A 22,505-nucleotide genomic window follows, 5' to 3' on the forward strand; every position below is an offset into this window, starting at 1 on the left:
GCAAAAAGGGCGGCCCGCTGGGGCCGCCCTTTCTTGTGCATGGGCTCCGACGCCTAGTTCCAGTTGTCCGTCTCGCGGCGGATGTTGAACAGAACGTCGCTGATGGCGCCGCCCGATTGCAGGTTGTTGAGGATCACCGTGGTCTGCTCGCCGGCATTGTCGGTGACGATCCACTGGCGCAGCTCGACCGGGTTCGACGAATAGACCATCTGGATCGAGCCGTAATCGGGATGCTCGGGGTCCTGCGCCGTGACCGTCGTTGTGGTGCCGTCGCTGGTATGGCCGGTCACCATGTTGGCGCGGGTGAAATCGACATTCGCGGCGAGGATGATCGACAGCGGTGTCTGGCTGAGCGGATAGCGCTCGGGGTTCTGGTTCGACCGCGCGTCGAAGATCGCCACGGCGCCGCCGCCGGCCATCACCAGCGACTGCTCGGGCGGATCGTATTCGAAGCGCACACGGCCCGGCCGCTTAATGTAGATCGTACCGGTAGAGATCGTGCCGTCGGCATTGATCTGCGTGAAGCCGCCCTGCGCGGTTTGCAGGGCGTTGAGATAGGATGAGATCTCGCCCAGCGAAAGCTGCTGGGCGAAGGCGGCCCCGGGCAGCAGGGCCAGGGCGAGGGGGGCCATCATCAGGGTCCGGCGGGTCTTGTCCATGTCGTTGTCCTTGCAGGCAGAGGCGGTTCGCTCCGATATGGGCCGAGCTGTATCGAAAGCAAAACGATAACCAATAACAGTGCTGTGGTATCCCTTGGCGGAAAGGCCCGGCCAGCAGCAGGAGCGACCATGGCACAGAGCAACAAGATCATCTGCGGCTGCGGGGCCGTCGAGGTGGAGGTGCAGGGCCCGCCCATCCTCACCGCCGCCTGCGGCTGCGACGATTGCCAGGCCGCGGGCGAGGTGCTGGAGGCGCGGCCCGGCGCCCCCGCCTTTCGCGATGCCGACGGCACCACGCCGCTCGCGCTCTACCACGCCCGCAAGGCGCGGGTGGTGAAGGGCGAGGGCAAGCTCGAACGCTGGCGTCTGAGGAAGGGCTCGCCGAGCTACCGGGTGGTGACGACCTGCTGCAACAGCTTTCTGTTTCTCGGTTTCGACAAGGGGCCGTTCTGGATATCAGCGGTGATGCCGCGGCTGCAATCGCCGCCGCCGCTGGAGATGCGGATCCAGACAGGTTTCCTCGACCATCCACCGCTGAGCGATGTGCCCAGCCATCGCAAGTATTCGCTCAGCATGATCGGCCGCATAACCTGGGCCGGTCTGGCGGGGCGCTTCACCTAGCAGCCGCGCCCCGCTGCACTACGAGGCGAGCCGCTGCCCCGTTTCGGCATCGAACAGATGCGTGGCGCCGCTGGCGAGACCGATATGGATCGTATCGCCAACCCCGAAAGTTGCCCGCTCCCGCAGCACCAAAGTCACGAGCTGATCGTTCACATTGAGGTCGATCACGCTCTCGGAACCGGTCGGATCGATATTGTCGACCCGGGCCGGGATGCCCTCGGGGACGATCTCGATCTCTTCCGGGCGCTTGCCGATCAGCACTTTCGCGCCCTCCGCAAGGCTCGAGGCCGCAGGGACCGGCACGCTCTGCCCGCCGCCGAGGCGCAGCGCGCCGTTGGTGACGGTGGCGGGGATGAAGTTCATCGAGGGCGAGCCGATGAATCCGGCGACGAAGGCGTTGGCCGGGTTGTCGTAAAGGTCGAGCGGCGCGCCCACCTGCTCGATTCGCCCGGCCTGCAGCACGACGATCCGGTCGGCCATCGTCATCGCCTCGACCTGATCATGGGTGACGTAGACCATCGTGGTGCCCAGCCGGCGGTGCAGCGCCTTGATCTCGGATCGCATCTGAACCCGCAGCTTGGCATCAAGGTTCGAGAGCGGCTCGTCGAACAGGAAGACAGCCGGATTGCGCACGATCGACCGGCCCATCGCGACACGCTGGCGCTGACCGCCCGAGAGGGCGCGTGGCTTGCGGTCCAGCAGCGGCGTGATGTCGAGAATCTCGGCCGCGCGGCGCACCTTTTCATCCTTTTCGGCCTTCGGGGCACCGGCGAGGGTGAGCGGGAAGGCCATGTTCTCGGCCACGGTCATATGCGGGTAGAGCGCGTAGTTCTGAAACACCATCGAAACGTTCCGCTCGCCGGGCGGCGAGGTGTTCACCACCTTGTCGCCAATGCGAATCGTCCCGCCCGAGATCTGCTCGAGGCCCGCGATCATCCGCAGCAGGGTCGACTTGCCGCAGCCTGAGGGGCCGACGAGCACAACGAATTCGCCGTCTTCAATATCAACGTCGACGCCGTGCATGACCTTCATCGCGCCGTAGTCTTTTTCGACCGCTTGAATGGTGACCGATGCCATCAGGCTGCTCCCACATGGATGCGCGTTGCGGACAGGGCGCCCTCGGAGACGGACAGCCCCATCGCGCCGCAGGAATAGGTGTCGTCGCTTGCGCTCAGCTCGCACTCGCCGAGCCGGACCGAGAGGTCCGGGCCCTTCATCGTCACGGAGAGGGTGAAGGGGGTTTCGAACTCCACCGGGCAGGCTGTTTCGGCGAGGATGACCTCCTCGTCGTCGCGTCGCCGGATGAGCTGAAGCGCGCCGCCCCGCGTCAGCCGGGCCGCGTAGTGCCGGCGCAGGCCGCCCGCGCGGAAGACGAGGCCGGCATCCGAGCCGAGGTGCCACATCATGTCGGCCTCGATGCGGATGTCCTCCCAATCCGCGGTGCCTTGCAGGATCATGCCGCGACCCCGCGCCTGGCTGATCCGCATGTCCTGCAGGAAGTGCTTCGAGAAGAAGCTCGCCCCGTTCACCCAGGCCCGCCACCAGAAGTCGCCACCGCCCTCGGGCCGGCGGAAGGTGACATCCGGCGCGCCCTCCCAATCCATCCGGTCGAGCAGTACGCGCCCGGTGGCGCGCCCCGACACGGCGGTGAGCACGATGCCCACCTCGGCGATAGGCTGACCGCCCAGGTCGGGCAGCACCCAGCTGAGGTCAACGCTCTCGCCGGCGCGCAGAGGCATGGCCTCGGGCCCGTCGAGATCGACGATGCTATCCGAGCCATCGTAGTGACGCATGCGAAGCCGCGCCTCGACGGCGCCCTTCAGGCTCTTGTCGCCGACAACCCGCGCCGTCAGGCGCTGGCCGGGATAGACCAGCGGCGAGGCGAGAAGGTCGTAGGTTCGCATCTGCTTCACCTCGGGCGGGGCGAAGACGGGCGTGGTTGCCGCCGCCTCCTGCCCCGGGGCCAGCGCATCGAGGTCGAGCGCCAGCGCCTCGCCCGTTCCGCTGACGCAAAGGCCGGGGGTCGCGGTTTGGCCCGCCTGAGCGCGGAAGCCCTGCACCGAGCCGGGCAGCGAGAAATGAAAGCGCGCGCCGTCTTTCGCGGGGGCCAGCGGCGGCTCACCCTTCAGGCCCCGGCCGAGATTGGTGAGCCAGCGGGCAATGCGCACGGCATCGGTGATGGAATTGCCGCCGTCGGCGGTGGAAATCAGCAGCCGGTCGGCGATGGGCCCGCGCCAATCCGGCCCGGCGTCCAGCCCGTCGAGCCCAAGCATGATCCCGTGCAGGCAGCCGAGGTTGCCGGCGTTGCAATCGGTGTCCCAGCCAGAGGTGTTCACGATCATCTGGCCGCGCTGGAAATCATCGGGCGCATGGAGCAGCGCCATGATCATCAGCCCGTGGTTCGGCACGACGTGGCAATTGCCGGGGTAGTGCTGGTAGCCGTAATCCGCCTCGATCTTCTCGCGCGTCGCCTCCCAATCCTCGTTGGAATTGGCGACCCAGCCGCGCACATCCGCCACAAGCTTGGCGATCAGGCTGTCCGCGGGGATGTATTTCAGCCCCGTGTCGAGCAGGTGGTCGACATCGCGCGAGTTGAAGGCCTCTGCTTCCATCGCGGCCCAGAGCACGGCGGCATTCACGCTCTCACCGTCATGGCTGACGGAACCGGCGGCCCGGGCCAGCTTGGCAGCCTGCGCCGGGTCGCCCGGCGAGACCAGCGCCCAGCCGTCGATGAAGATCTGCGCGCCGATCTGCTCGGCCACCGTCGAACCGTTGGTCTCGATGGAGCCGGAGGCCGGCGCCTTGATGCCGCGGTCGAGGTTCAGCCAGGCTGTGTGCTCGGTGGAGTTGCCTGCGCCTCCCCACCACAGAATCGCCCGTTCCTCGACGATGTAGTTGCGCCAGGTCTCGCCGATCTCCTCGGCGGTGAGATCGGCAGACAGTCGGTGATCGTCGAGCGCGCGGGGAAAGGTGAAGGTGCCCCCGACATCGTCGTCGGTGACGACCAGCGGGTCGCCGAGCCGGTCGTGCACATAGTACTGGATCGGGCCGAGCTCGCGCATGATGCGCTCATAACGCCAGTTCTCGAACGGTCGGCCGAGATAGACGCCGATGAGCTTGCCCAGAACGCCGGCATAGACGCGGTCGAGGTGGTCGGGCGGCAGGGTCATGAAAGTCTCCTAAGGGTAGGTCAGCCCTTCACCGAGCCGCCGGCCATGCCTTCGATGAAGCGGCGCTGGAGCGCCACGAAGAGGACGACGACGGGAAGGACGATGATGAGAGCGGCGGCCATGATCTCTCCCCAATCCGAGGAGTACTGGCCGGAGAGCTGGAAGAACGAGACGACGGCGGTCAGCCGGTCACGGCCCTGCAGGAAGGTCGTGGCGATGAGGAACTCGTTCCAGGAATAAAGCCCGATGATGAGCGCGACGGTGAGAATGCCGGGGCTGACGATGGGCAGGTAGACGCGGCGGAACACCTGCCAGGGTGTGGCCCCGTCAACCAGCGCGGCCTCTTCCAGCTCTTTCGGCACCGCGATGAAATAGGTGCGCAGCAGCATGATCGCGAAGGGCGAGTAGATCGCGGTGTACACGAACGCCACCGCGATGGGGTTGTTGATCAGCCCCAGCCGCGCGAAGCCGAAATAGAGCGGGAATAGGAACAGCTGGATCGGCGCCGTTGTCGTGGCCAGCAGGTAGAAGGTGACGACTTTCCACGCCTTGATCTTGCGCCGCGCCAGCACATAGGCGGTGAGCGAGCCGGTCGTGCAGACGAGCAGGATGGTCAGCCCGGTCAGCACCAGCGAGTTGGTCAGCGTGCGGGCAAAGCGCGCATCCTCCCAGGCCCGGGTGAAATTGTCCCAGCGGATGGTCTCTGGCAGGGCCAGCGGGTTGGCCACGATCTGGGTCGACGGCTTCAGCGAGTTCAGCACCATCAGGGCGATCGGAAAGAGCGTGATGAACAGCAGGATGCCGAGCGCGATGTAGACGATGGTTCGGGTGAGGCGGCTCTCGGTCATGACTGATCCTCGAACTCACGCGCCTGGGCGCGGATGTAGAAGGCCGTCGCGCAAAGGCCGAACAGGCTGATCACGATAGAGACGGCGGCCGCCTTGCCGACGGCGAGGTCGTAGAAGGCGGAGCGATAGGCGAGGGTCGAGAGCACCTCGGAGGAATAGGCCGGGCCGCCCTGCGTGAGGATGTAGACGAAGTCGAACACCAGGAACGACCAGATCACGGTCATGATGAGCATCAGCCGGATGGTCGGCATGATCCCCGGCAGCAGCACGTAGCGCAGCACCTGCCAGAATTTGGCGCCTTCAACCCGCGCCGCCTCGACCTGCTCGGCCGGCACCTGGCGGAGCGCGGCGAAGAAGATCACGCAGAGAAAGCCCCACCAGTGCCACAGGTCGACAACGGCGATGCCGTAGAGCGACGTGGCCGTCTGGGTGAGGGGGTTGGCCAGTTCCACGCCATAGCGGTCGAGCAGGCCGTTGATGCCGGTGACGGGCGAGTAGATCATGCCCTGCCAGATCCGCGCCGTGATCGCCGTCGCGATGATGACGGGCAGGAAATAGATGACCTGAAAGAACGACGAGCCCCGGCGAACGACCAGCATCATGGTCGCCGCGAGCAGGCCCATCGCCACGGGCACGGTCAGAAAGATCAATGTCCAGATGAGATTGTTGGTCAGCGCGGTCCAGAAGACCCGGTCCTCCCAGAGATTGGCGAAATTCCCGAAGCCGACGAAGACGGGGCTGGAGATACCGTCCCAGCGGAAGAACGCCAGCGCGAGCGTCAGCAAGGCCGGAATGGCGATGATGACGACGTTGATGACGAGCGTGGGGACCACGTAGAGGCGGTGCATTGGAATCCTCGATCTGCGTGTGCGGGCGATGCGCCGCCAACCGGTCAGGGGCCCGGCCGGCGGCGCCCGTCAGAGGGCGGTCAGCGGGCGGGGATCGCCGGGACCTTGCCCTCTTCCATTTCCTGCTGGAACTGATCGTTCAGCTCGGCGAGGAACTCTTCGGTCGTGGTCCGATCGAGCCAGACCTCCTCGATGCCGTTGATCAGCAGGCTATCGGTGGCCGGCGGCAGGAAGGTCCAGGTGGTGTAGCCGTAATTGCCCTCGTCGACCGCCGAGGCGAGCGTCGCCATCGCATCGGTGAAGATCGGCAGCACGTCGGGGGCCATTTCCACTTCGGAGAGGTCGGCGAGCGGGATGTTCCACTCCCCCTGCCAGGCCGAGTTCATCGGGCCGTAGAACTCCGGCGAGAAGATGAAATCGATCACCTTCGCCGCATCGTCAGGGTCTTGCGACGTCTGCGCGATGGAGAAGGTCGAGCCGACCCCGAGAGGGAAGACAGGCGCGCCGGTTGCCGAGGGGAAGCCGGTGAAGCCGGGCTCCGCACCGCTTTCGGCGAAGTAGATCGCGACGTTCTGGAAGGCCCAGGTGCCCGAGGGCATCATGCCGGCCGTGCCGTTCGCCAGCATCTCGGCAGATTGCTCGCCGCTGTTGATCGAGAAGTAATCCGGGCCGAAGTAGCCGGCATCCCACCAGCCGTCGAGCGCGTCGATGGCATCGACGAAGGCCTGATCGGTCCAGGGGATCTCGCCGGTCAGCGCCTGGTAGACCTTCTCGGGCCCGGCGACGGCATTGAGAGCGAGCGAGACGAACCATTCGTTGGCGCCGCGCCAATCGGAATTGCCGGCGCCGAAGGGGATAATGTCCTCCGCCATCATCGCGGCGGCGAGTTCCTCCAGCGAGGCGATGTCGGTGGGAACCTCCCAGCCGTGCTCTTCGAGTAGCGAGGCGTTGTAGTAGAGGCCGAGCGTCTCGTAGGTCTTGGGCAGGGCGTAGAGCGTGCCGTCATAGCGGCCCATCTCCAGGAAGACCGGCAGGATGCGGTCGTTCCAGCCGTATTGCTCGGCATAATCGTCGAGCGGCAGCAGCTGCCCGGCCTGCGCCATCGGCGCCACGTAAGACGGCCCGGGCGTGTAGACGACATCGGGCCCGCTGCCCGAGAGCATGGCGACACGCAGCTGCTTGTCGAGCTCGTTGCCGCGGAAATCGATGACGAGATTGACGTCGGGGTTCGCCTCGGCGAACGGCGTCTCGATCAGGTCGGTCATGAGCTGCTGCTGGTCGGGCGTCGCCTGCTCATACCACCAGATGACGTCTTCGGCTGCAGCCTGGCTTGCGAGCGATGTCAGGAACGCCGCGCCGAGCGCATAGAGCGTTGTCTGTCGTTTGGTCATCGAATCATCCTCCACTGTCGTTTGCGCGTTATCGCGGCGCGCTCCGCTTCGGGCCGGTCGAGGCCCTCAACCGAATGTCGTATGGCATCTCCTCCACACGGCCGGGGCCGGTGGCCTCGCCTGAGAGCCGCTGAAGCAGCAGCTTGGCGGCACGGGCCCCGAGGTCGTTCTGATGGAGCGCGACGGTCGTCAGCTGCGGCACGGCAAGCGCCGCCGGCATGATGTCGTCGAAGCCCGCGACCGAAACGTCATCGGGCACTGAAAGGCCGGCTTCGCTCAGGGCGCGCAGGGCGCCGATGGCCATGAGATCGTTCGCAGCGAGGATGGCTGTCGGGAGATCGCCAGCCGAAATCATGGATTGCACGACCTCGGCGCCCGCCTCGGGCGTATAGGCCGAGGCTTTGCGAACGATGGTCTCCCGGCCCGCCTGCGTCATCGCCTCGCGGTATCCGTCGACACGAACCGCTTCGGGCCCGCCGAGCGCAGAGATCATTTCGATCCGCTCATGGCCCAGATCGAGCAGCGACGCCGTCATGTCCCGCGCCGCACGGCGGTTATCGACGTAGACATCGTCGATGGGCAGCTCGCCGCCCGCCTTGGTGCGCGCCTCTATCCGCGTCACGGCAACACCCGCGCCGACGGCTGCCGCGAAGTCGGCGGCGCCGCGGGTGAAGAACACGCCGAGCAGCCCGTCATAACGCCCCTGCTCGGCCGCCGCGATGACGGCCATCTCAGCCTCGGGCCGGCCACCGGTGTTGATCGCCACAAGGTCGTAGTCCGACCCAAGCACCCCCTGCGCGCCGGCGAAGATCGCCGGGTAGAAGGGGTTGGTGATGTCGGGAACGACGCAGGCGATGACCATGCTCCGCTGCGTCCGCAGGGCCCGCGCAAACCGGTTGGGCACGTAATTCAGCTCGGCAATCGCGGTCTCGATCCGGCGCGCCGTCTCCTCGGCAACCACGCCCCCCTGCCCGCTCAGGTAGGTAGAGACGGTAGCCTGGGACACACCCGCCCTGAGGGCGACGTCCCGCTGGGTGATCCGCGGAGAAGTGTTCATACGGACACCATTCAATACGTATCGATGCGCTGTCAATACGTATTGATGAGCGATCATGCACTGATTAGGCGTTGGATTGGCGAGCTAAGCGGCGCCGGGGTTACAGTTTGAAGCGGCCGGCAAGCCGGGAGACGCGCTATTCCACCAGGGAGGATGTGCGACAGCAAAAGAGCCCGACCGATCGGCCGGGCTCTTTTAAGGCTGTCGCCCTCACACCAGCGGCGCAGCTCGCCGGTCCGCCCGGGCCAACGTGGCGCCACCCGCTAGGTCACCTCAGAAGTCGAGATGCTCCACGCTAAGTGCGTTTTGCTGGATGAACTCGCGGCGCGGCTCCACCACGTCGCCCATCAGCTTGGTGAACAGATCGTCTGCCTCGGTGGCGTCGTCGACGCGCACCTGCAGCAGCGTCCGCGCGCCGGGGTCGAGCGTGGTTTCCCACAGCTGGTCGGGGTTCATCTCGCCGAGGCCCTTGTAGCGCTGCAGCGTCAGGCCGCGCTGGCCCTCTTCGAGGATGGCGTCGAGCAGGCCGAGGGGGCCGTAGATCAACTGGTTGCGATCCTTGCGCACCAGCGTCGCCGGCTGGTTGTAGACCTCCTGCAGGCTCTCGGTGAAGCTGCCGGTGCGGCGCGCCTCGCCCGAACGCAGCATGGGGCCGTCGAGCGTGCGCAGCTCTTCCACGCCGCGCAGGATGCGGCTGAGGCGTATACCCTTGTCCTGCGTGATGCGGCCCTGCCAGCCCTTCTCATATTCCAGCGCGATCAGGTCGAGCCGGGCGGCGACCTTGTCGGCCACGCCCTGCAGATCGGCATCTACCGCGCCGGGCACGAAGGCCCCGGCAATGGCGGCCTGTTCCAGAATGTGGCGCTGGTAATGCGTGGGGAAGGCATCAAGAACGCGGCGGAGCTGGCGGGCCTCATCGACCACGCGGGCAAGGTCTTGCCCCGCGATCTCGCTGCCGTCGGAGAGCCGCAGCACGGCCCCGTCGACGCCCTGCTGGATGAGATAATCGTCGAGCGCCGCCTGATCCTTGAGGTACACCTCGGACTTGCCGCGCGCGACTTTGTAGAGCGGCGGCTGCGCGATGTAGAGGTAACCGCCCTCCACCAGTTCCGGCATCTGGCGGAAGAAGAACGTCAGCAGCAGCGTGCGGATGTGGGCGCCGTCGACATCGGCGTCGGTCATGATGACGATCTTGTGGTAGCGCAGCTTGTCGATGTTGAACTCGTCGCGCCCGATACCGGTGCCGAGCGCCATGACGAGGTTGCCGATCTCCTGGCTGGAGAGCATCCGGTCGAAGCGCGCGCGCTCGACGTTGAGGATCTTGCCGCGCAGCGGCAGCACCGCTTGCGTGCGCCGGTCGCGGCCCGTCTGGGCCGAGCCGCCGGCGCTGTCACCCTCGACGAGGAAGACTTCGGTCTTGCTCGGGTCCTTCTCCGAGCAATCCTTCAGCTTCGAGGCGTTATAGTTCACGTCCATCGCCGATTTGCGGCGAATCTCGCGGGCCTTGCGGGCCGCCTCACGGGCGGCGGCAGCCTCGACGATCTTGGTTATGATCGACTTGGCGATGGCCGGGTTCTCCTCGAACCACTCGCCGAGTTTTTCGTAGACAAGGCTCTCCACGGCCGGGCGCACCTCGGACGAGACGAGCTTGTCCTTCGTCTGGCTGGAGAACTTCGGGTCAGGCACCTTGACCGAGAGCACGCAGGTCAGCCCCTCGCGAGCGTCATCGCCGCTGATGGTGACCTTCTCCTTCTTCGCGATACCACTTTCGGAGACATACTTGGTGATCGCCCGCGTCAGCGCACCACGGAAGCCCGCCATATGCGTGCCGCCATCGCGCTGCGGAATGTTGTTGGTAAATGGCAGCACTGTCTCGTGGTAGCTGTCGTTCCACCACATCGCGACCTCGACGGTGATGCCATTATTCTCGCCCTCCACATGGATGGGGTCGGGCATCAGCGGAGACTTGGACCGGTCGAGATAGCGCACGAATTCGCGCACGCCGCCCTCGTAGTTGAACTCGGTGCGCAGGGGCACGGCCGGGCGTTCATCTTCAAGGATGATTTGCACGCCGGAATTGAGGAAAGCGAGCTCGCGCAGGCGCTTCTCCAGCGTCTCGAAGGAATATTCGAGGTTTGAGAAGGTGTTGGTCGAGGCGAGGAAGCGGATCTCGGAGCCCGTCTCGCCTTCGCTGTCGCCGATCACGCGCAAAGGTTCGACCGTGAAGCCGCCCTCGAACCGGGCGAAATGGATCTTGCCGGCGCGCCAGATCGTCAGCTCCAGCCAGTCGGAGAGGGCGTTGACGACCGAGACGCCGACGCCGTGCAGACCGCCGGAGACCTTGTAGGAATTCTGGTCGAACTTACCGCCAGCATGCAGCTGGGTCATGATGACCTCGGCGGCAGAGACGCCCTCTTCGGTGTGGATATCCGTGGGGATGCCGCGGCCGTTGTCGCGCACCGAAACCGAATTGTCGGCATGTATTTTGACATGCACATAGTCCGCATGGCCGGCCAGCGCCTCGTCGATGCCGTTATCGACGACTTCGTAGACCATGTGATGCAGGCCCGAGCCGTCGTCCGTGTCGCCGATATACATGCCGGGGCGCTTGCGGACCGCATCCAAGCCCCTGAGAACCTTGATCGAATCGGCGCCGTACTCCGGCAAGTTTTCTGCGGGGTCTGCCATGTAAATTATCCTGTCTGCCCAGACGCAAAATATAGGCGTTTTTCAGGGTGTTGTCACGCCTTGGGCCCCATATTTCGTAGGGCCAGACACGATCAGATGAACGGCAGAATCAACCCAACCAGGATGAGCAGCCCGCCGGCCACACGGTTGGTCGTAACCAGTGCCCGCGGCGAGGTCAAAAGCCGGCGCGCGCGGTCGATGAAGACGGCGAGGCAGAGGTTGCCGATCAGCGGAATGGTGAAGCTTACGACGCAGATCGCGGCCACATCCGGCCAGGTGAGCGAGCCCACGTCGAAGAAGCCGGGCAGGATGCCTATGTAGAAGAGGATCGCCTTGGGATTGCCGATGATCACCGCCACCCCGGCGGCAAATCCGGCCCAGCGCCCGGGCCGGGTGAGCCGCGAATTGGCGCCGAGTGGCTGGCCGGCATGGCGGATAATCATCACGCCCATGGTGAGGAAGATCAACGAGGCGACGATGCGCAGCGCGTGCAGGAAGTCGCCATAGACCGACAGCACCCAGGAGACGCCGAGGATCGCCAGCAGCGGCCACAGGATGTCGCCGAGCGTGACGCCCACCGCCAGCGGCCAGGCCGCCGAGAAGCCGCCCGACAGCGCCCGCGCCAGCAGCGCCACCCAGACGGGGCCGGGGGTGAGGAACAGCAGCAGGATGGCGAAGGCGTAGAGGCCGAGCTCGGCGGGCGTGATGCTCATCTCAGAAGCCGGGCTCCGGCAGTTTGAGCGAGCCATCCGGCTGGAGCGACCAGAACGGGTTGTAGGCCATCTCCCAGACATGCCCGTCGGGATCGGCCCAGTAGCCGGAATAGCCGCCCCATTCGGCCTTCACCGGGGCCTTGAGCGTCTCGGCCCCCGCCTCGATGGCCAGCTCGAAGGCCTCGTCGACCTCCGCCTCGGAGTGGAAGTTCTGCGACAGGGTCATCGCCCCGGCCCCGAGCCGCGCGTCTGGCCGGGCCTGATCGGCGGCGAGATCACTGATGTGGAAAAGCGCGAGGGCCAGACCGTTCAGCTGGTAGAGGATCATGTCGCCGCCCGAGCGGGGATGCGGCTCCCACCCCAGCGAGGCGTAGAAATCTTCCGCGCGGCCGAGATCGGCCACGCCGAGGGTGATGAGGTTGATCCGCTGCGGATTCATCCGGGGCCTCCTGCCATTCGCCCTTCGTGCTAGGCAGAAGCGCGGCGCTTGTCGATTGCCTCAGAACGTGCCGCCCATCAGGTCGAGCGGCTTGTCCTCATCCCAGGGGTCATCGCCGAGCGGCAGCACCATCATGTCATCGGCGCGCTGGTGCACCATGCCGTAGGAGCGGGCGCCGTCCAGCCCGAGGAGCTTGAGGTTCTGCACCACGGGGCGGAACCCGGCGGCCTTGTAGAGCGCGGCATCGCCGAAGAGCAGCAGGAAGCGGGCGGGGGAGGCGCGGGCCTCCTCGATCGCATGGGCGAGAAGGGTGGAGGCGATGCCCTGCCCGCGCGCGCTCGGATGAGTGACGACCTCGCCGATGGTGGCGACATCCACCAGCTCTGCGCCCAGCCGGACGGCCCGCAGACCGAGCGCCAGATGGCCGACGAGCCGCTCAGCGGAACGGGCGCAGAGGCGCAGATGGCCGCGCTGCTTGTAGAAGCTGCGGCCCTCGTAATCGTCCCACGCCGTGGCGATGAGGCTGTGGATCTCGCCCTCCTGCGCCGGTGTGAGGCGCAGCTCTTCGATGCGGTCAATCTCGATGGGCATGGCTTTCGCCCTCCTCTTCCGTCACGCGCAACTGTTCGGCGCGGCCCCCGAGCTCGGCGAAGAGCTCGGGGCCGGTGCCTGTGAGAAAGGCCTGGGCGCCAAGGGCGTGGATCTCATCGTAGAGCGCGGCGCGGCGGGCGGCGTCGAGATGGGCGGCGACCTCGTCGAGCAGCAGAAGCGGCGGCGTGCCATCGGCGGCCAGGGCGCGGGCATTGGCAAGGATCAGCGAGATCAGCAGCGCCTTTTGCTCGCCGGTGGAGCAATCGGCGGCCGGCATGCCCTTCTCGGCCCAGATGGCGGAGAGATCGCCGCGATGCGGCCCGTCGAGCGTGCGGCCGGCGGCCATGTCGCGGCGGCGCCCCTCAGCATAGAGCGCCCGCAGCCCCTCGCCGGACCCTTGCGGCCCCGTCTCGGGATGGGTCAGCGCAAGCGTCGCGGCGGGAAAGGCTGTCTCGGCCGCGTTCTGCGCCACCATAAGCGCCGAAATGGCATGCTGCCGCCCCGCCTGTATGCGGGCGCCGGCCTCGGCCATGCGGCCCTCCAGCGCCTCATACCAATGGTCATCGCGCACCATGTCCTTCAGAAGCCGGTTCCGCTCGCGCATCGCCTTGTCGTAGCTGAGCGTCGCCTCGGCATGGGAGGCATCGAAGCTCATCGCCGCGCGGTCGACGAAACGCCGCCGGCCCTCGGCGCCCTCGATGAACAGCCTGTCCATGCTCGGCACCAGCCAGAGGAGGCGCAGCTCGCCTGCCAGCGCCACCTGCGGCGCGGCCTTGCCGCCGATGCGCACGGTGCGGCTCTGGCCGGGCTCGGCGGACGTCTCCAGCTCCTGCCCGCTGCCGAGCTCCGCCGCGATCTTCCAGCCCAGCGCCTCGGGGCGCCGGATGTACTCTTCCGCCGCGCCGCGCCGCAGGCCCCGGCCGGGCGAGAGCAGCGAGATCGCCTCGATCAGATTGGTCTTTCCGGCGCCGTTCGCCCCATGGATCGCCACGATCCGCCCGTCGAACGCCAGCCGCGCCCGACGCCAGGAGCGGAAATGCGAGAGGGTGAGGGAGGCGAGATGCGGCATCGGGGCGGGACTATCCGGGGGCGCGGAGGAAATGGAAAGGCCTGGATGGCAGACGGTGGAGGGGGCTGTCTGCCCCCGCTGCCTGCGGCAGCCCCCCCGAGGATTTTCTTGGAGCAAAGATGGGGGGGCGGGTTTTGGGCCGCGCTCGGTGGGGATTGGGGGGCGGCGCCTGGGGTGGGCGGAGGGGCGGGTCTCTTAGCCCCAGGCGGCGTTTTGCAGGACGGTGCGGTAGCCGTCGGCATCTTCGAAGGTGAGGCCGCGCCTGTCCCAATAGGGGTTGAAGGCAGGGACGGGGCAATGGCCGGCGGCGCGCATGCGGGCGACGGCGGCCTCCCACTCGGCGCGGTCCGGCAGGTAGAACACCAGCAGATTGTCCTCAGTGGGAGCGCGGCCGGCGGCGTGGCCATGCTTGCGGGTGAATTCGAGGTGCCACTTGGCGCCCGGGACGGCGTACATCACGCCGTCGAAGCCGTCATGGCTTTCGAAGCCCGCAATGCGCTGGAGGCCGAGACCGGCCTCGTAGAACGGGGCCAGGGCGGAGAGATCGTCGCTCGGGCGGGCGATGCGCAGGTGGGGGACCACCTCGCCGCGTCAGACCCGCATGGGCATGACAACGTAGATGGCGCTGTCGTCATTGCCTTCGCGCATGAGGGTGGGGTCGCCCGAGGAATTGAACAGGAAGACCGCATTCTCGCGGTCGACCTGGCTGGCAATCTCGAGCAGGTACTTGGCGTTGAAGCCAATCTCCAGCGCCTCGTCGGCATAGGCGACGGCGAGCTCCTCTTCCGCCGCGCCCGAATCGGGGGCGTTGACGGAGAGGGTGAGGCGGTCTTCATCGAGCGCCAGCTTCACGGCGCGGCTGCGCTCGGAGGAGACGGTGGCGACACGATCCACCGCCTTGGCGAATTCGGCGGCGTCGACTTCGAGCCGGCGCGTGTTGTTCTGCGGGATGACGCGCGAATAATCGGGGAAGGTGCCGTCGATGACCTTGGAGGTCAGCGTGATATCGGGCGTGGCGAAGCGCACCTTGGTCTCGGAGACCGAGACGGCGATCTCGGTCTCGTCGTTTTCCAGAAGCTTGCGCAGCTCGCCCACCGTCTTGCGGGGCACGATGACGCCCGGCATTTCTTCGGCGCCTTCGGGCAGCTCGGCATCGATCCGGGCGAGGCGGTGGCCATCGGTGGCGACGCAGCGCAGGCGGCGGCCCTCGGCGGTTTCGGCGACATGCATGTAGACGCCGTTGAGATAGTAGCGGGTCTCTTCGGTAGAGATCGCGAATTTCGACTTGTCGAAGAGGCGCCGCAGCACCTTGGCGGGCGCCGCGAAATTGGCGGCATAATCGGCGCTCGCCATCACCGGGAAATCTTCCTTCGGCAAAGTGGAGAGCTGGAAGTTGGAGCGCCCCGCCTCGATGGTCAGCCGCCCGGCCTGGGCCTGATCGGAAAGCGTGACCAGCGCGCCGTCAGGCAGCTTGCGCACGATCTCGTTGAGCAGCACCGCCGGCACCGTGGTGGCGCCCGCCCGCTCGACCTGCGCGACCGCCTGATCGACGACCTCGACATCGAGATCGGTGGCGCGGAAGCGCACCGTCTCACCCTCGGCCTCGATATGCACGTTGGCGAGGATCGGGATGGTGTTGCGCCGCTCGACAACCGATTGGGCCTGCGCCACGGCCTTCAGTAGCGCGCCGCGTTCGATGCTGAATTTCATGGCCCCTCGCGTCTCTCTCATCCCCTGCGGCCCGGTGTGTCTTGCCCCCGGGCCGGGAGGGGCAGACTAGCGTCTTGCCCCCACCGCACAAGCGGTTTGTCGCAGAATTCGGCAGCTTGCGGCGGCGGTCAAGCCCTGCCGCCCGTTGCACTACGCCTCGAGCATGCGGCGCAGCAGCTCGAGGTCTTCGGCGATCTGCGCATCCTTGCCCTTGAGCTCTTCGATGCGCTTGACCGCATGGATCACCGTCGTGTGGTCGCGCCCGCCGAAGCGACGCCCGATCTCGGGCAGCGACCGGCTGGTCATCGTCTTCGACAGGAACATGGCCACCTGCCGCGGGCGGGCGTAATGGCGCACGCGCTTGGGGCCGATGAGGTCGCTGAGGCGGATGTTGTAATGGTCGGAGACCTTGCGCTGGATCTCCTCGATCGAGATCTTCCGGTCAGAGGCGCGCAGGATGTCGGAGAGGCAATCCTGCACCAGATCGAGCGTGATCTCGCGACCCACGAGCGAGGCGAAGGCGAAGAGACGGGTGAGCGCGCCTTCGAGCACACGCACGTTGTTCGAGATGCGGTGGGCGAGGAATTCCAGCACGCCGTCGCTGATCTCCAGCCCCGGATATTGCGCCCGGTAGACATCGACCTTCGACTGCAGGATGCCGACCCGCAGCTCGAAATCGGTGGGATGCAGATCGACCACCAGGCCGCATTGCAGGCGCGAGCGGATGCGCTCTTCCATCTCTTTCATGTCGCCGGGAAGGCGGTCGCCCGAGATGACGATCTGCTTGCCGGAATCGACGAGGGCGTTGAACGTGTGGAAGAATTCTTCCTGCGTGGAATCCTTGCCGGCGATGAACTGCACGTCGTCGACCATCAGCACGTCGACGGCGCGGAACATCTGCTTGAAATCGAACATGCGCTTTTCGCGCAGGGCCGAGATGAAGCGGTACATGAACTGCTCGGCGGAAAGGTAGAGCACCACCTTCTCGGGGCTGCGGGCGCGCAGCTCGTGCGCGATGGCATGCATCAGGTGCGTCTTGCCGAGGCCGTTGCCGCCATAAAGGAACAGCGGATTGAAGGTGACCTCGCCGCCTTCGGCAACCCGGCGAGCGGCGGCATGGGCCAGCTCGTTGGGCTTCCCGACGACGAAGCGGTCGAAGGTGTAACGCCCATCGAGCCCGGCGTTCGAGACGGGGGCCGGAGGCTCGGATGCAGGCGGCGTGGCGGGTGCGGCAGCGGCGGCGGGAGAAGCGGCAGGCTGGCCGCGCAGATTGGCGGCGCTGAAGTTCAGCCGGTCGACGGCCTCGCCCGAGCGGCGCAGCTGGTAAAGGATGTGCTCGCCGTAATTCTGCGAGACGTAGTTGCCGAGAAACGTCGTGGGCACGTTGAAGGTGACCACGCCGCCCTGCAGGTCACCGAACTCGAGCGGCTCGATCCAGGTCTTCCACGGACCGGCACCGATCGCTCCCTTGATGTCTTCCTTTACGCTTGCCCACTTCTCGTTCGTCATGCCTGTTCCCTCGTCTCGAATCCCGGGGAGACGCGCATGGCGCAGCCCCGGACACCAACCCTGCCGTTGGCACCTCTTGCGTCGCAAAGCTCCTGGGGGCGCACGCCGCCGTAAGGCGACATGCGAGACAGAAATCTCCATCCCGGCACTGAAGACAGCACCGAAGCGGCTATGTCAGTCCATGGCAATCCGTGCTGGCCTGCCACCAGCGCGAACAGAACAAAATCGGCTATTTTCTAACCGGCTACTCGAACTCCGTCTCAGCCCACACAGGCGCAGGTTTGAGAACCGTTACACGCCGGACGAGCCATTCTTATGTCGGATTCGGTCATGTCCCCCCAGGAACGATGTGAATCGCAGGGACAAGTTAGCTTGGTGTTCACGCTGGCGACAACTCCACAACTCGCTTGACTCAGGAGTTTGCGAAGGGCGAATCCGCCGGGTCTTTGAAATCGGTATAGTTGGCAGGCCCGGTGGCCAAAAAGCCTCAGCCGGCGGCGGGCGATTTTTTGGGGAGCCACGGCCTGTCTTGACGGCTCGGCGCCAGAATCGGTTCGAAAAGTCCAACCGCGGGGCGGGGTTCTGCTGACGCGGTGAACGGGGCGGCGGCGGTGCCCAAACTTCGCCCATACGCCCGGGCCAGGGCGGTGGGGCGGGCGCAGCAAAAAGGGCGCCGCAAGGGCGCCCTTCCATCAGCTCGTTCTGCGCAGGCCTCAGGCCAGCGACTTCACCCGCGACGACAGGCGCGACATCTTCCGGGCGGCGGTGTTCTTGTGCATCGTGCCCTTGGTGACACCGCGCATCAGCTCGGGCTGGGCAGCCTTCAGGGCGGCGGCGGCAGCTTCCTGATCCCCAGAGGCGATGGCCTCTTCGACCTTGCGAAGATGGGTGCGGATACGGCTGCGGCGGGCTTTGTTGACGGCGTAGCGGGCGTCGTTCTGACGGGCGCGCTTCTTGGACTGCGGCGAATTGGCCATGGGATCTTTTCCTCGGGTCGGCGTTCAAAACTATCGAGCGCGGTCTGATGACCCGGGCCGGGTTCGCTACCGGCTGATTCCGGCCTGGCGGGCCTCACGCGCATGTAAGGTCGGGCTATTAGCGGGCTTCGGCGCCAAAGGAAAGCCCCCTTGGCGCCCGCTGCCCTAGCGGTCGCGGTAATGCGGCGTGCGCTTTTCCAGGAAGGCGGCCATGCCCTCGGCCTGATCTTCGGTAGCGAAGAGCGACAGGAACAGCTTGCGCTCGACCCGCTGCCCCTCGGCGAGGCTGGTCTCGAACGAGGCGTTCACCGCCTCTTTCGCGGCCATGGCGGCAACCTGAGATTTCTCGGCGATTTTCAGGGCCATCTTGCGCGCCGTCTCCATCAGCTCGCGCGCGGGCACGACGCGGCTGACAAGGCCGGAGCGCTCGGCCTCGTCGGCCTCCATCATGCGGCCGGTCAGATGCATGTCCATCGTCTTGGCCTTGCCGATCGCGCGGGCCATGCGCTGGGTGCCGCCCATGCCGGCGATGATGCCGAGGTTGATCTCGGGCTGGCCGAACTTGGCGCTGTCGGCGGCGACGATGGTGTCGCACATCATCGCCAGCTCGCAGCCGCCGCCCAGGCAATAGCCGGCAACAGCGGCGATGATCGGTTTGCGGATGCGGGCGATGCGCTGCGCCTCGGGCCCGTAGAGATCGGCGAGATAGGCCTCGGCGAACCCCATCTCGGCCATCTCGGCCACATCGGCGCCGGCGGCGAAGGCCTTGTCGGACCCGGTGAGGATGATGCAGCGCACGTCCTCGTCGGCGTCGGCCTCCTGCAAGGCCTCGCCCAGCTCCGCCAGCATCGGGCGCGAGAGCGCGTTCATCGCATCGGGACGATTGAGGGTAAGGGTGGCGACCTCGTCCGACGTGTCGGCCTTGATCAGCGAATAGGCCATGCGGCGCTCCGGGTTGTGACGTGCGCGAGGCAACCCCGCCGCGCGCGGCGTGTCAATGCTGGCAGGCGGGGCAATGAAAGGTCGACCGGCCCGATTGGACGAGCCGCGCGATCTCGGCCACGCAGCGCGGGCAGGGCTGCCCCTCGCGGCCATAGACGCGGAAATTATGCTGGAAGTAGCCAAGATCGCCATTGGCCTGCCGGTGATCGGAAATCGAGGAGCCCCCCGCCTCGATCGCCTCCAGCAGCACCTCGCGAATGGCGGTGACGAGCATGTCAATCTCGCCCTCGGTAAGGCTGCCGGCGGGGCGGGTGGGCGAGAGCGCGGCGCGGTGCAGCGCCTCGCACACGTAGATATTGCCCAGACCGGCGATGACCCGCTGATCCATCAGCAGGTTCTTCAGCGGCAGCGACCGCCCCTTCAGCCGGCCTGCGAGATAGGCGGCATCGAAACCGTTGCCCAGCGGCTCGGGCCCCAGGCCCGCGAGCAGGCGATGGGTTTCGATCAGCTCGGTCGGCCAGAGGTCGAGTGCGCCGAAGCGGCGGGCATCGTTCAGCGCGATCCGGGCGCCGCTGCCCATGTCGAGCACCACATGGTCGTGCTTCTCGGGCAGCGCGCGCTCATGCGCGAAGCTGCCCGGCGCCTGCCCCGAAATCGTCATCCGCCCCGACATGCCGAGATGCAAAATCATCGTCTCGCCGCCGTCGAGCCCGGCCAGGATATACTTCGACCGCCGCCCCAGCACCTCCACCCGCCGGCCCGTCAGCCGCTCGGCCAGGCGCTCGGGGAAGGGCCAGCGCAGCCCCTCGCGGCGCACCTCGGCGGCCTCGATGACCTGCCCCTCCATCGCCGGGGACAGGCCGCGACGCACGGTTTCGACCTCCGGCAATTCGGGCATGGGCTTTCTCCTTGGAAGGTGCAGGTGTAAGCCCCATGTGGTTCAAGCGGAAGGGCTGGCGATGAGCGAGAAGCAGACGCATTTCGGCTACGAAGAGATCCCCGAGGGCGAGAAGGCCGCCCGCGTGCGCGGTGTCTTCGAAAGCGTGGCCAGCCGTTACGATGTGATGAACGATCTGATGAGCGGCGGCATCCACCGAATGTGGAAAAACGCCATGATGGATTGGCTCGCCCCGCGCGATGGCCAGCGCCTGCTCGACGTCGCCGGCGGTACGGGCGACATCGCCTTCCGCTTCCTTGCCCGCGCGCCCGGCGCTAGCGCCGTCGTCTGCGACATGACCGCCGAGATGCTCGAGGCCGGCAAGACGCGGGCCGAGGCTGCGGCCATGGCCGACAAGCTGGAATGGGTGGTGGGCGACGCGATGGCGCTGCCCTTCGACGATTCAAGCTTCGACGTCTACACGATCTCCTTCGGTATCCGAAACGTGACCGACCCGCAGCAGGCCCTGCACGAGGCCTTTCGCGTGCTTCGCCCCGGCGGGCGCCTGATGGTGCTGGAGTTCAGCCAGCTGCCCGTGCCGATGGCGCAAAAGGCCTATGACGCCTATTCCTTCAACGTCATCCCCCGCATGGGCCAGATGGTGACGGGCGACCGCGCCTCTTACCAATATCTGGTCGAATCGATCCGCCGTTTCCCCGATCAGGAGACGTTCCTTGGCATGGTGAAGACCGCCGGCTTCGAGCAGGCGCGCTATCGCAACCTCTCGATGGGAATCGCGGCGCTTCATTCGGGGTGGAAGATCTAGGTGCGCGGCCCCCACAACATTCTGCGCCTCATCCGCACGGGCGCCACGATGGAACGCTCGGGCGCCATGGGCGAGGTGCTGCGCGCCATGCAGGCCCCGCCGCAGGTTGCCGTGGTGCTGCGCGTGCTTGCCTGGCCGTTCCGCTGGCTGGGCTACAAAGGCGACCCCAGCCTGCAGCCGGTCACCCAGGCGCTCACCGCGCTGGGGCCGGCCTATATCAAGTTCGGCCAGATCCTCTCCACCCGGCCCGATGTGGTGGGCGATGATCTCGCCAAGCAGCTTCAGGTGCTGCAAGACAAGCTGCCCCCCTTTGCCACGGCAGAGGCGCGCGCCCAGATCGAGCGCGAGCTCGGTCGCCCGGTGGACGAGCTGTTCAGCGAATTCTCTGAACCCGTCGCAGCCGCCTCTCTCGCGCAGGTGCACAAGGCCCGGCTGGCCAGCACGGGCGAAGAGGTCGCGGTCAAGGTGCTGCGCCCCGGCATCGAGCGGGCCTGCAGGCGCGATACCGACGCGTTCCATTTCGCCGCCCGGCTGATTGAGGCCTTGATGCCCGGCGTGCGCCGGCTGCGGCCGACCGAGGTGGTGAACCATTTCGAAAGCGTGCTGTTCGCCGAGCTCGACCTGCGGCTCGAAAGCTCGGCTGCTGCCGAATTCGCCGCCAACACCGAGGATGACGCCTATTTCCGCGTGCCCCGCGTGAAGTGGGAGGCGTCGAGCCGGCGGGTCATGACCATGGGCTGGGCCGAAGGTATCGGCGCCGCCGATATCGAGGCGATGGATGCCGCGGGGATCGACCGCAAGGCCCTGGGCGAGCGGGTGCTGCAGCTCTTCCTTCTGCATGCCCTGCGCGATGGCTTCTTTCATGGCGACATGCATCAGGGCAATTTGAAGGTCGCCCTCGATGGCACGCTGATCGCCTACGATTTCGGCATCATGGGGCGGATCGACGACTACACCCGCCGCGTCTATGCCGAGATCCTCTTCGGCTTCATCCGGCAGGATTATCGCCGCGTGGCAGAGGTGCATTTCGAGGCCGGCTATGTGCCGGCCGACCGCGACATCGATGAGTTCGCCCGCGCGCTGCGCGCGGTGGGTGAACCGATCTTCGGCATGGATGCGACGCATATCTCGATGGGTCGCCTGCTCACCCATCTCTTCGAGGTGACAGAGCGCTTCGGCATGCAGACGCGAACCGAGCTGATCCTTCTGCAGCGCACGATGGTGGTTGTCGAAGGCGTCGCCCGTTCGCTCCACCCGCGGATGAACATCTGGCAGGTCGGGCGCCCGGTGGTGGAAGATTACATCAAGGAAAACGTCGGCCCGAAAGCCTTCCTGCGCGACATGGCCGCCACCGCCCGCGTCTTCGCCCGTTTCGGCCCGCGCCTGCCGGAACTGGCAGAGCAGGCGCTGATGAGCACCCGCAAGGCCGAGAAAGAGGCGGAGACACTGAATTCGCTGCAGCGGCTGGTCTGGGCCGTGGTGGGCGGCGGGATTACCGCTGCGGTGTTCTGGGTGGTGCTGGCGCTGTAAGGGCGGTGCGCGTCGCGGTGAGCGCCTGCCGCCGGCATCC

General features: G+C 66.5%; 21 protein-coding genes. 3 read left to right on the top strand and 18 right to left on the bottom strand.

All coding sequences use genetic code 11. The features are described from left to right. Positions 1–53 precede the first annotated feature (53 nt). Positions 54–659, bottom strand: coding sequence for a LolA family protein (locus ACXN5S_RS18975; RefSeq protein WP_458607054.1), 606 nt, complete (start codon positions 657–659; stop codon positions 54–56). 129 nt (positions 660–788) lie between these two features. Between ACXN5S_RS18975 and ACXN5S_RS18980 the strand changes: the two genes are divergently transcribed. After that, positions 789–1,280, top strand: coding sequence for a GFA family protein (locus ACXN5S_RS18980; RefSeq protein WP_458607055.1), 492 nt, complete (start codon positions 789–791; stop codon positions 1,278–1,280). Positions 1,281–1,298: 18 nt separating this feature from the next. Here the strand turns inward: ACXN5S_RS18980 and ACXN5S_RS18985 are convergent, their stop codons facing one another. The 17 genes from ACXN5S_RS18985 to mutM all read right to left on the bottom strand — a co-directional run bounded on the left by ACXN5S_RS18985 (position 1,299) and on the right by mutM (position 20,130). After that, positions 1,299–2,357 carry an ABC transporter ATP-binding protein gene (locus ACXN5S_RS18985; protein WP_458607056.1) on the bottom strand — a complete coding sequence of 353 codons (1,059 nt, stop codon included), beginning with the start codon at positions 2,355–2,357 and terminating at the stop codon, positions 1,299–1,301. Then, positions 2,357–4,450 (bottom strand): ADP-ribosylglycohydrolase family protein, encoded by a 2,094-nt coding sequence (locus ACXN5S_RS18990; RefSeq protein ID WP_458607057.1) that lies wholly within the window; start codon positions 4,448–4,450, stop codon positions 2,357–2,359. The genes ACXN5S_RS18985 and ACXN5S_RS18990 overlap by 1 nt, the downstream gene beginning before the upstream one ends. A 20-nt stretch (positions 4,451–4,470) precedes the next feature. After that, positions 4,471–5,298: a carbohydrate ABC transporter permease gene (locus ACXN5S_RS18995; protein ID WP_458607058.1), complete on the bottom strand. Its 828-nt coding sequence runs from the start codon at positions 5,296–5,298 to the stop codon at positions 4,471–4,473. Next, entirely contained in the window at positions 5,295–6,146 is an 852-nt protein-coding gene (locus ACXN5S_RS19000; RefSeq protein ID WP_458607059.1) for a carbohydrate ABC transporter permease, read from the bottom strand. Before ACXN5S_RS19000 ends, ACXN5S_RS18995 begins: the two co-directional genes overlap by 4 nt. Before the next feature lie 80 nt (positions 6,147–6,226). Next, positions 6,227–7,537 carry an ABC transporter substrate-binding protein gene (locus tag ACXN5S_RS19005; RefSeq protein ID WP_458607060.1) on the bottom strand — a complete coding sequence of 437 codons (1,311 nt, stop codon included), beginning with the start codon at positions 7,535–7,537 and terminating at the stop codon, positions 6,227–6,229. A gap of 28 nt (positions 7,538–7,565) precedes the next feature. Further along, positions 7,566–8,594, bottom strand: coding sequence for a LacI family DNA-binding transcriptional regulator (locus ACXN5S_RS19010; protein WP_458607061.1), 1,029 nt, complete (start codon positions 8,592–8,594; stop codon positions 7,566–7,568). A 273-nt stretch (positions 8,595–8,867) separates the two neighbouring features. Then, a complete protein-coding gene (gene gyrB, locus ACXN5S_RS19015) occupies positions 8,868–11,282 on the bottom strand; it encodes a DNA topoisomerase (ATP-hydrolyzing) subunit B (RefSeq protein ID WP_458607062.1) in 2,415 nt (804 codons plus the stop codon). A 92-nt stretch (positions 11,283–11,374) separates the two neighbouring features. After that, on the bottom strand, positions 11,375–11,995 hold the full coding sequence (locus ACXN5S_RS19020) for a LysE family translocator (protein WP_458607063.1): 621 nt from the start codon (positions 11,993–11,995) through the stop codon (positions 11,375–11,377). 1 nt (position 11,996) lies between these two features. Further along, positions 11,997–12,434, bottom strand: coding sequence for a VOC family protein (locus tag ACXN5S_RS19025; protein WP_458607064.1), 438 nt, complete (start codon positions 12,432–12,434; stop codon positions 11,997–11,999). A 60-nt stretch (positions 12,435–12,494) separates the two neighbouring features. Next, positions 12,495–13,025 carry a GNAT family N-acetyltransferase gene (locus ACXN5S_RS19030; RefSeq protein ID WP_458607065.1) on the bottom strand — a complete coding sequence of 177 codons (531 nt, stop codon included), beginning with the start codon at positions 13,023–13,025 and terminating at the stop codon, positions 12,495–12,497. After that, entirely contained in the window at positions 13,009–14,094 is a 1,086-nt protein-coding gene (gene recF / locus ACXN5S_RS19035) for a DNA replication/repair protein RecF (protein WP_458607066.1), read from the bottom strand. The genes ACXN5S_RS19030 and recF overlap by 17 nt, the downstream gene beginning before the upstream one ends. Positions 14,095–14,289: 195 nt before the next feature. Then, on the bottom strand, positions 14,290–14,676 hold the full coding sequence (locus tag ACXN5S_RS19040; protein ID WP_458607067.1) for a VOC family protein: 387 nt from the start codon (positions 14,674–14,676) through the stop codon (positions 14,290–14,292). 9 nt (positions 14,677–14,685) lie between these two features. After that, positions 14,686–15,804, bottom strand: a complete 1,119-nt coding sequence (gene dnaN / locus ACXN5S_RS19045; protein WP_458607068.1) for a DNA polymerase III subunit beta — start codon at positions 15,802–15,804, stop codon at positions 14,686–14,688. Positions 15,805–15,954: 150 nt separating this feature from the next. After that, the gene (gene dnaA, locus ACXN5S_RS19050) at positions 15,955–17,313 is read right to left on the bottom strand and encodes a chromosomal replication initiator protein DnaA (protein ID WP_458607069.1); all 1,359 of its coding nucleotides are present in this window, start codon (positions 17,311–17,313) and stop codon (positions 15,955–15,957) included. Between the two features lie 713 nt (positions 17,314–18,026). Continuing rightward, a complete protein-coding gene (gene rpsT, locus ACXN5S_RS19055) occupies positions 18,027–18,290 on the bottom strand; it encodes a 30S ribosomal protein S20 (RefSeq protein ID WP_458607070.1) in 264 nt (87 codons plus the stop codon). A 165-nt stretch (positions 18,291–18,455) separates the two neighbouring features. After that, positions 18,456–19,232: an enoyl-CoA hydratase-related protein gene (locus ACXN5S_RS19060; protein WP_458607071.1), complete on the bottom strand. Its 777-nt coding sequence runs from the start codon at positions 19,230–19,232 to the stop codon at positions 18,456–18,458. A gap of 52 nt (positions 19,233–19,284) precedes the next feature. Next, positions 19,285–20,130, bottom strand: coding sequence for a bifunctional DNA-formamidopyrimidine glycosylase/DNA-(apurinic or apyrimidinic site) lyase (gene mutM, locus ACXN5S_RS19065; RefSeq protein ID WP_458607072.1), 846 nt, complete (start codon positions 20,128–20,130; stop codon positions 19,285–19,287). A gap of 61 nt (positions 20,131–20,191) precedes the next feature. On the opposite strand from mutM, the gene ubiE reads away from it, so the two are divergent. Both ubiE and ubiB read left to right on the top strand, forming a co-directional pair. After that, a complete protein-coding gene (gene ubiE / locus ACXN5S_RS19070) occupies positions 20,192–20,935 on the top strand; it encodes a bifunctional demethylmenaquinone methyltransferase/2-methoxy-6-polyprenyl-1,4-benzoquinol methylase UbiE (RefSeq protein ID WP_458607073.1) in 744 nt (247 codons plus the stop codon). Beyond that, positions 20,936–22,465 (top strand): 2-polyprenylphenol 6-hydroxylase, encoded by a 1,530-nt coding sequence (ubiB, locus tag ACXN5S_RS19075; RefSeq protein WP_458607074.1) that lies wholly within the window; start codon positions 20,936–20,938, stop codon positions 22,463–22,465. Positions 22,466–22,505: the final 40 nt, after the last annotated feature.

This window comes from Pseudoroseicyclus sp. H15, assembly GCF_054353345.1.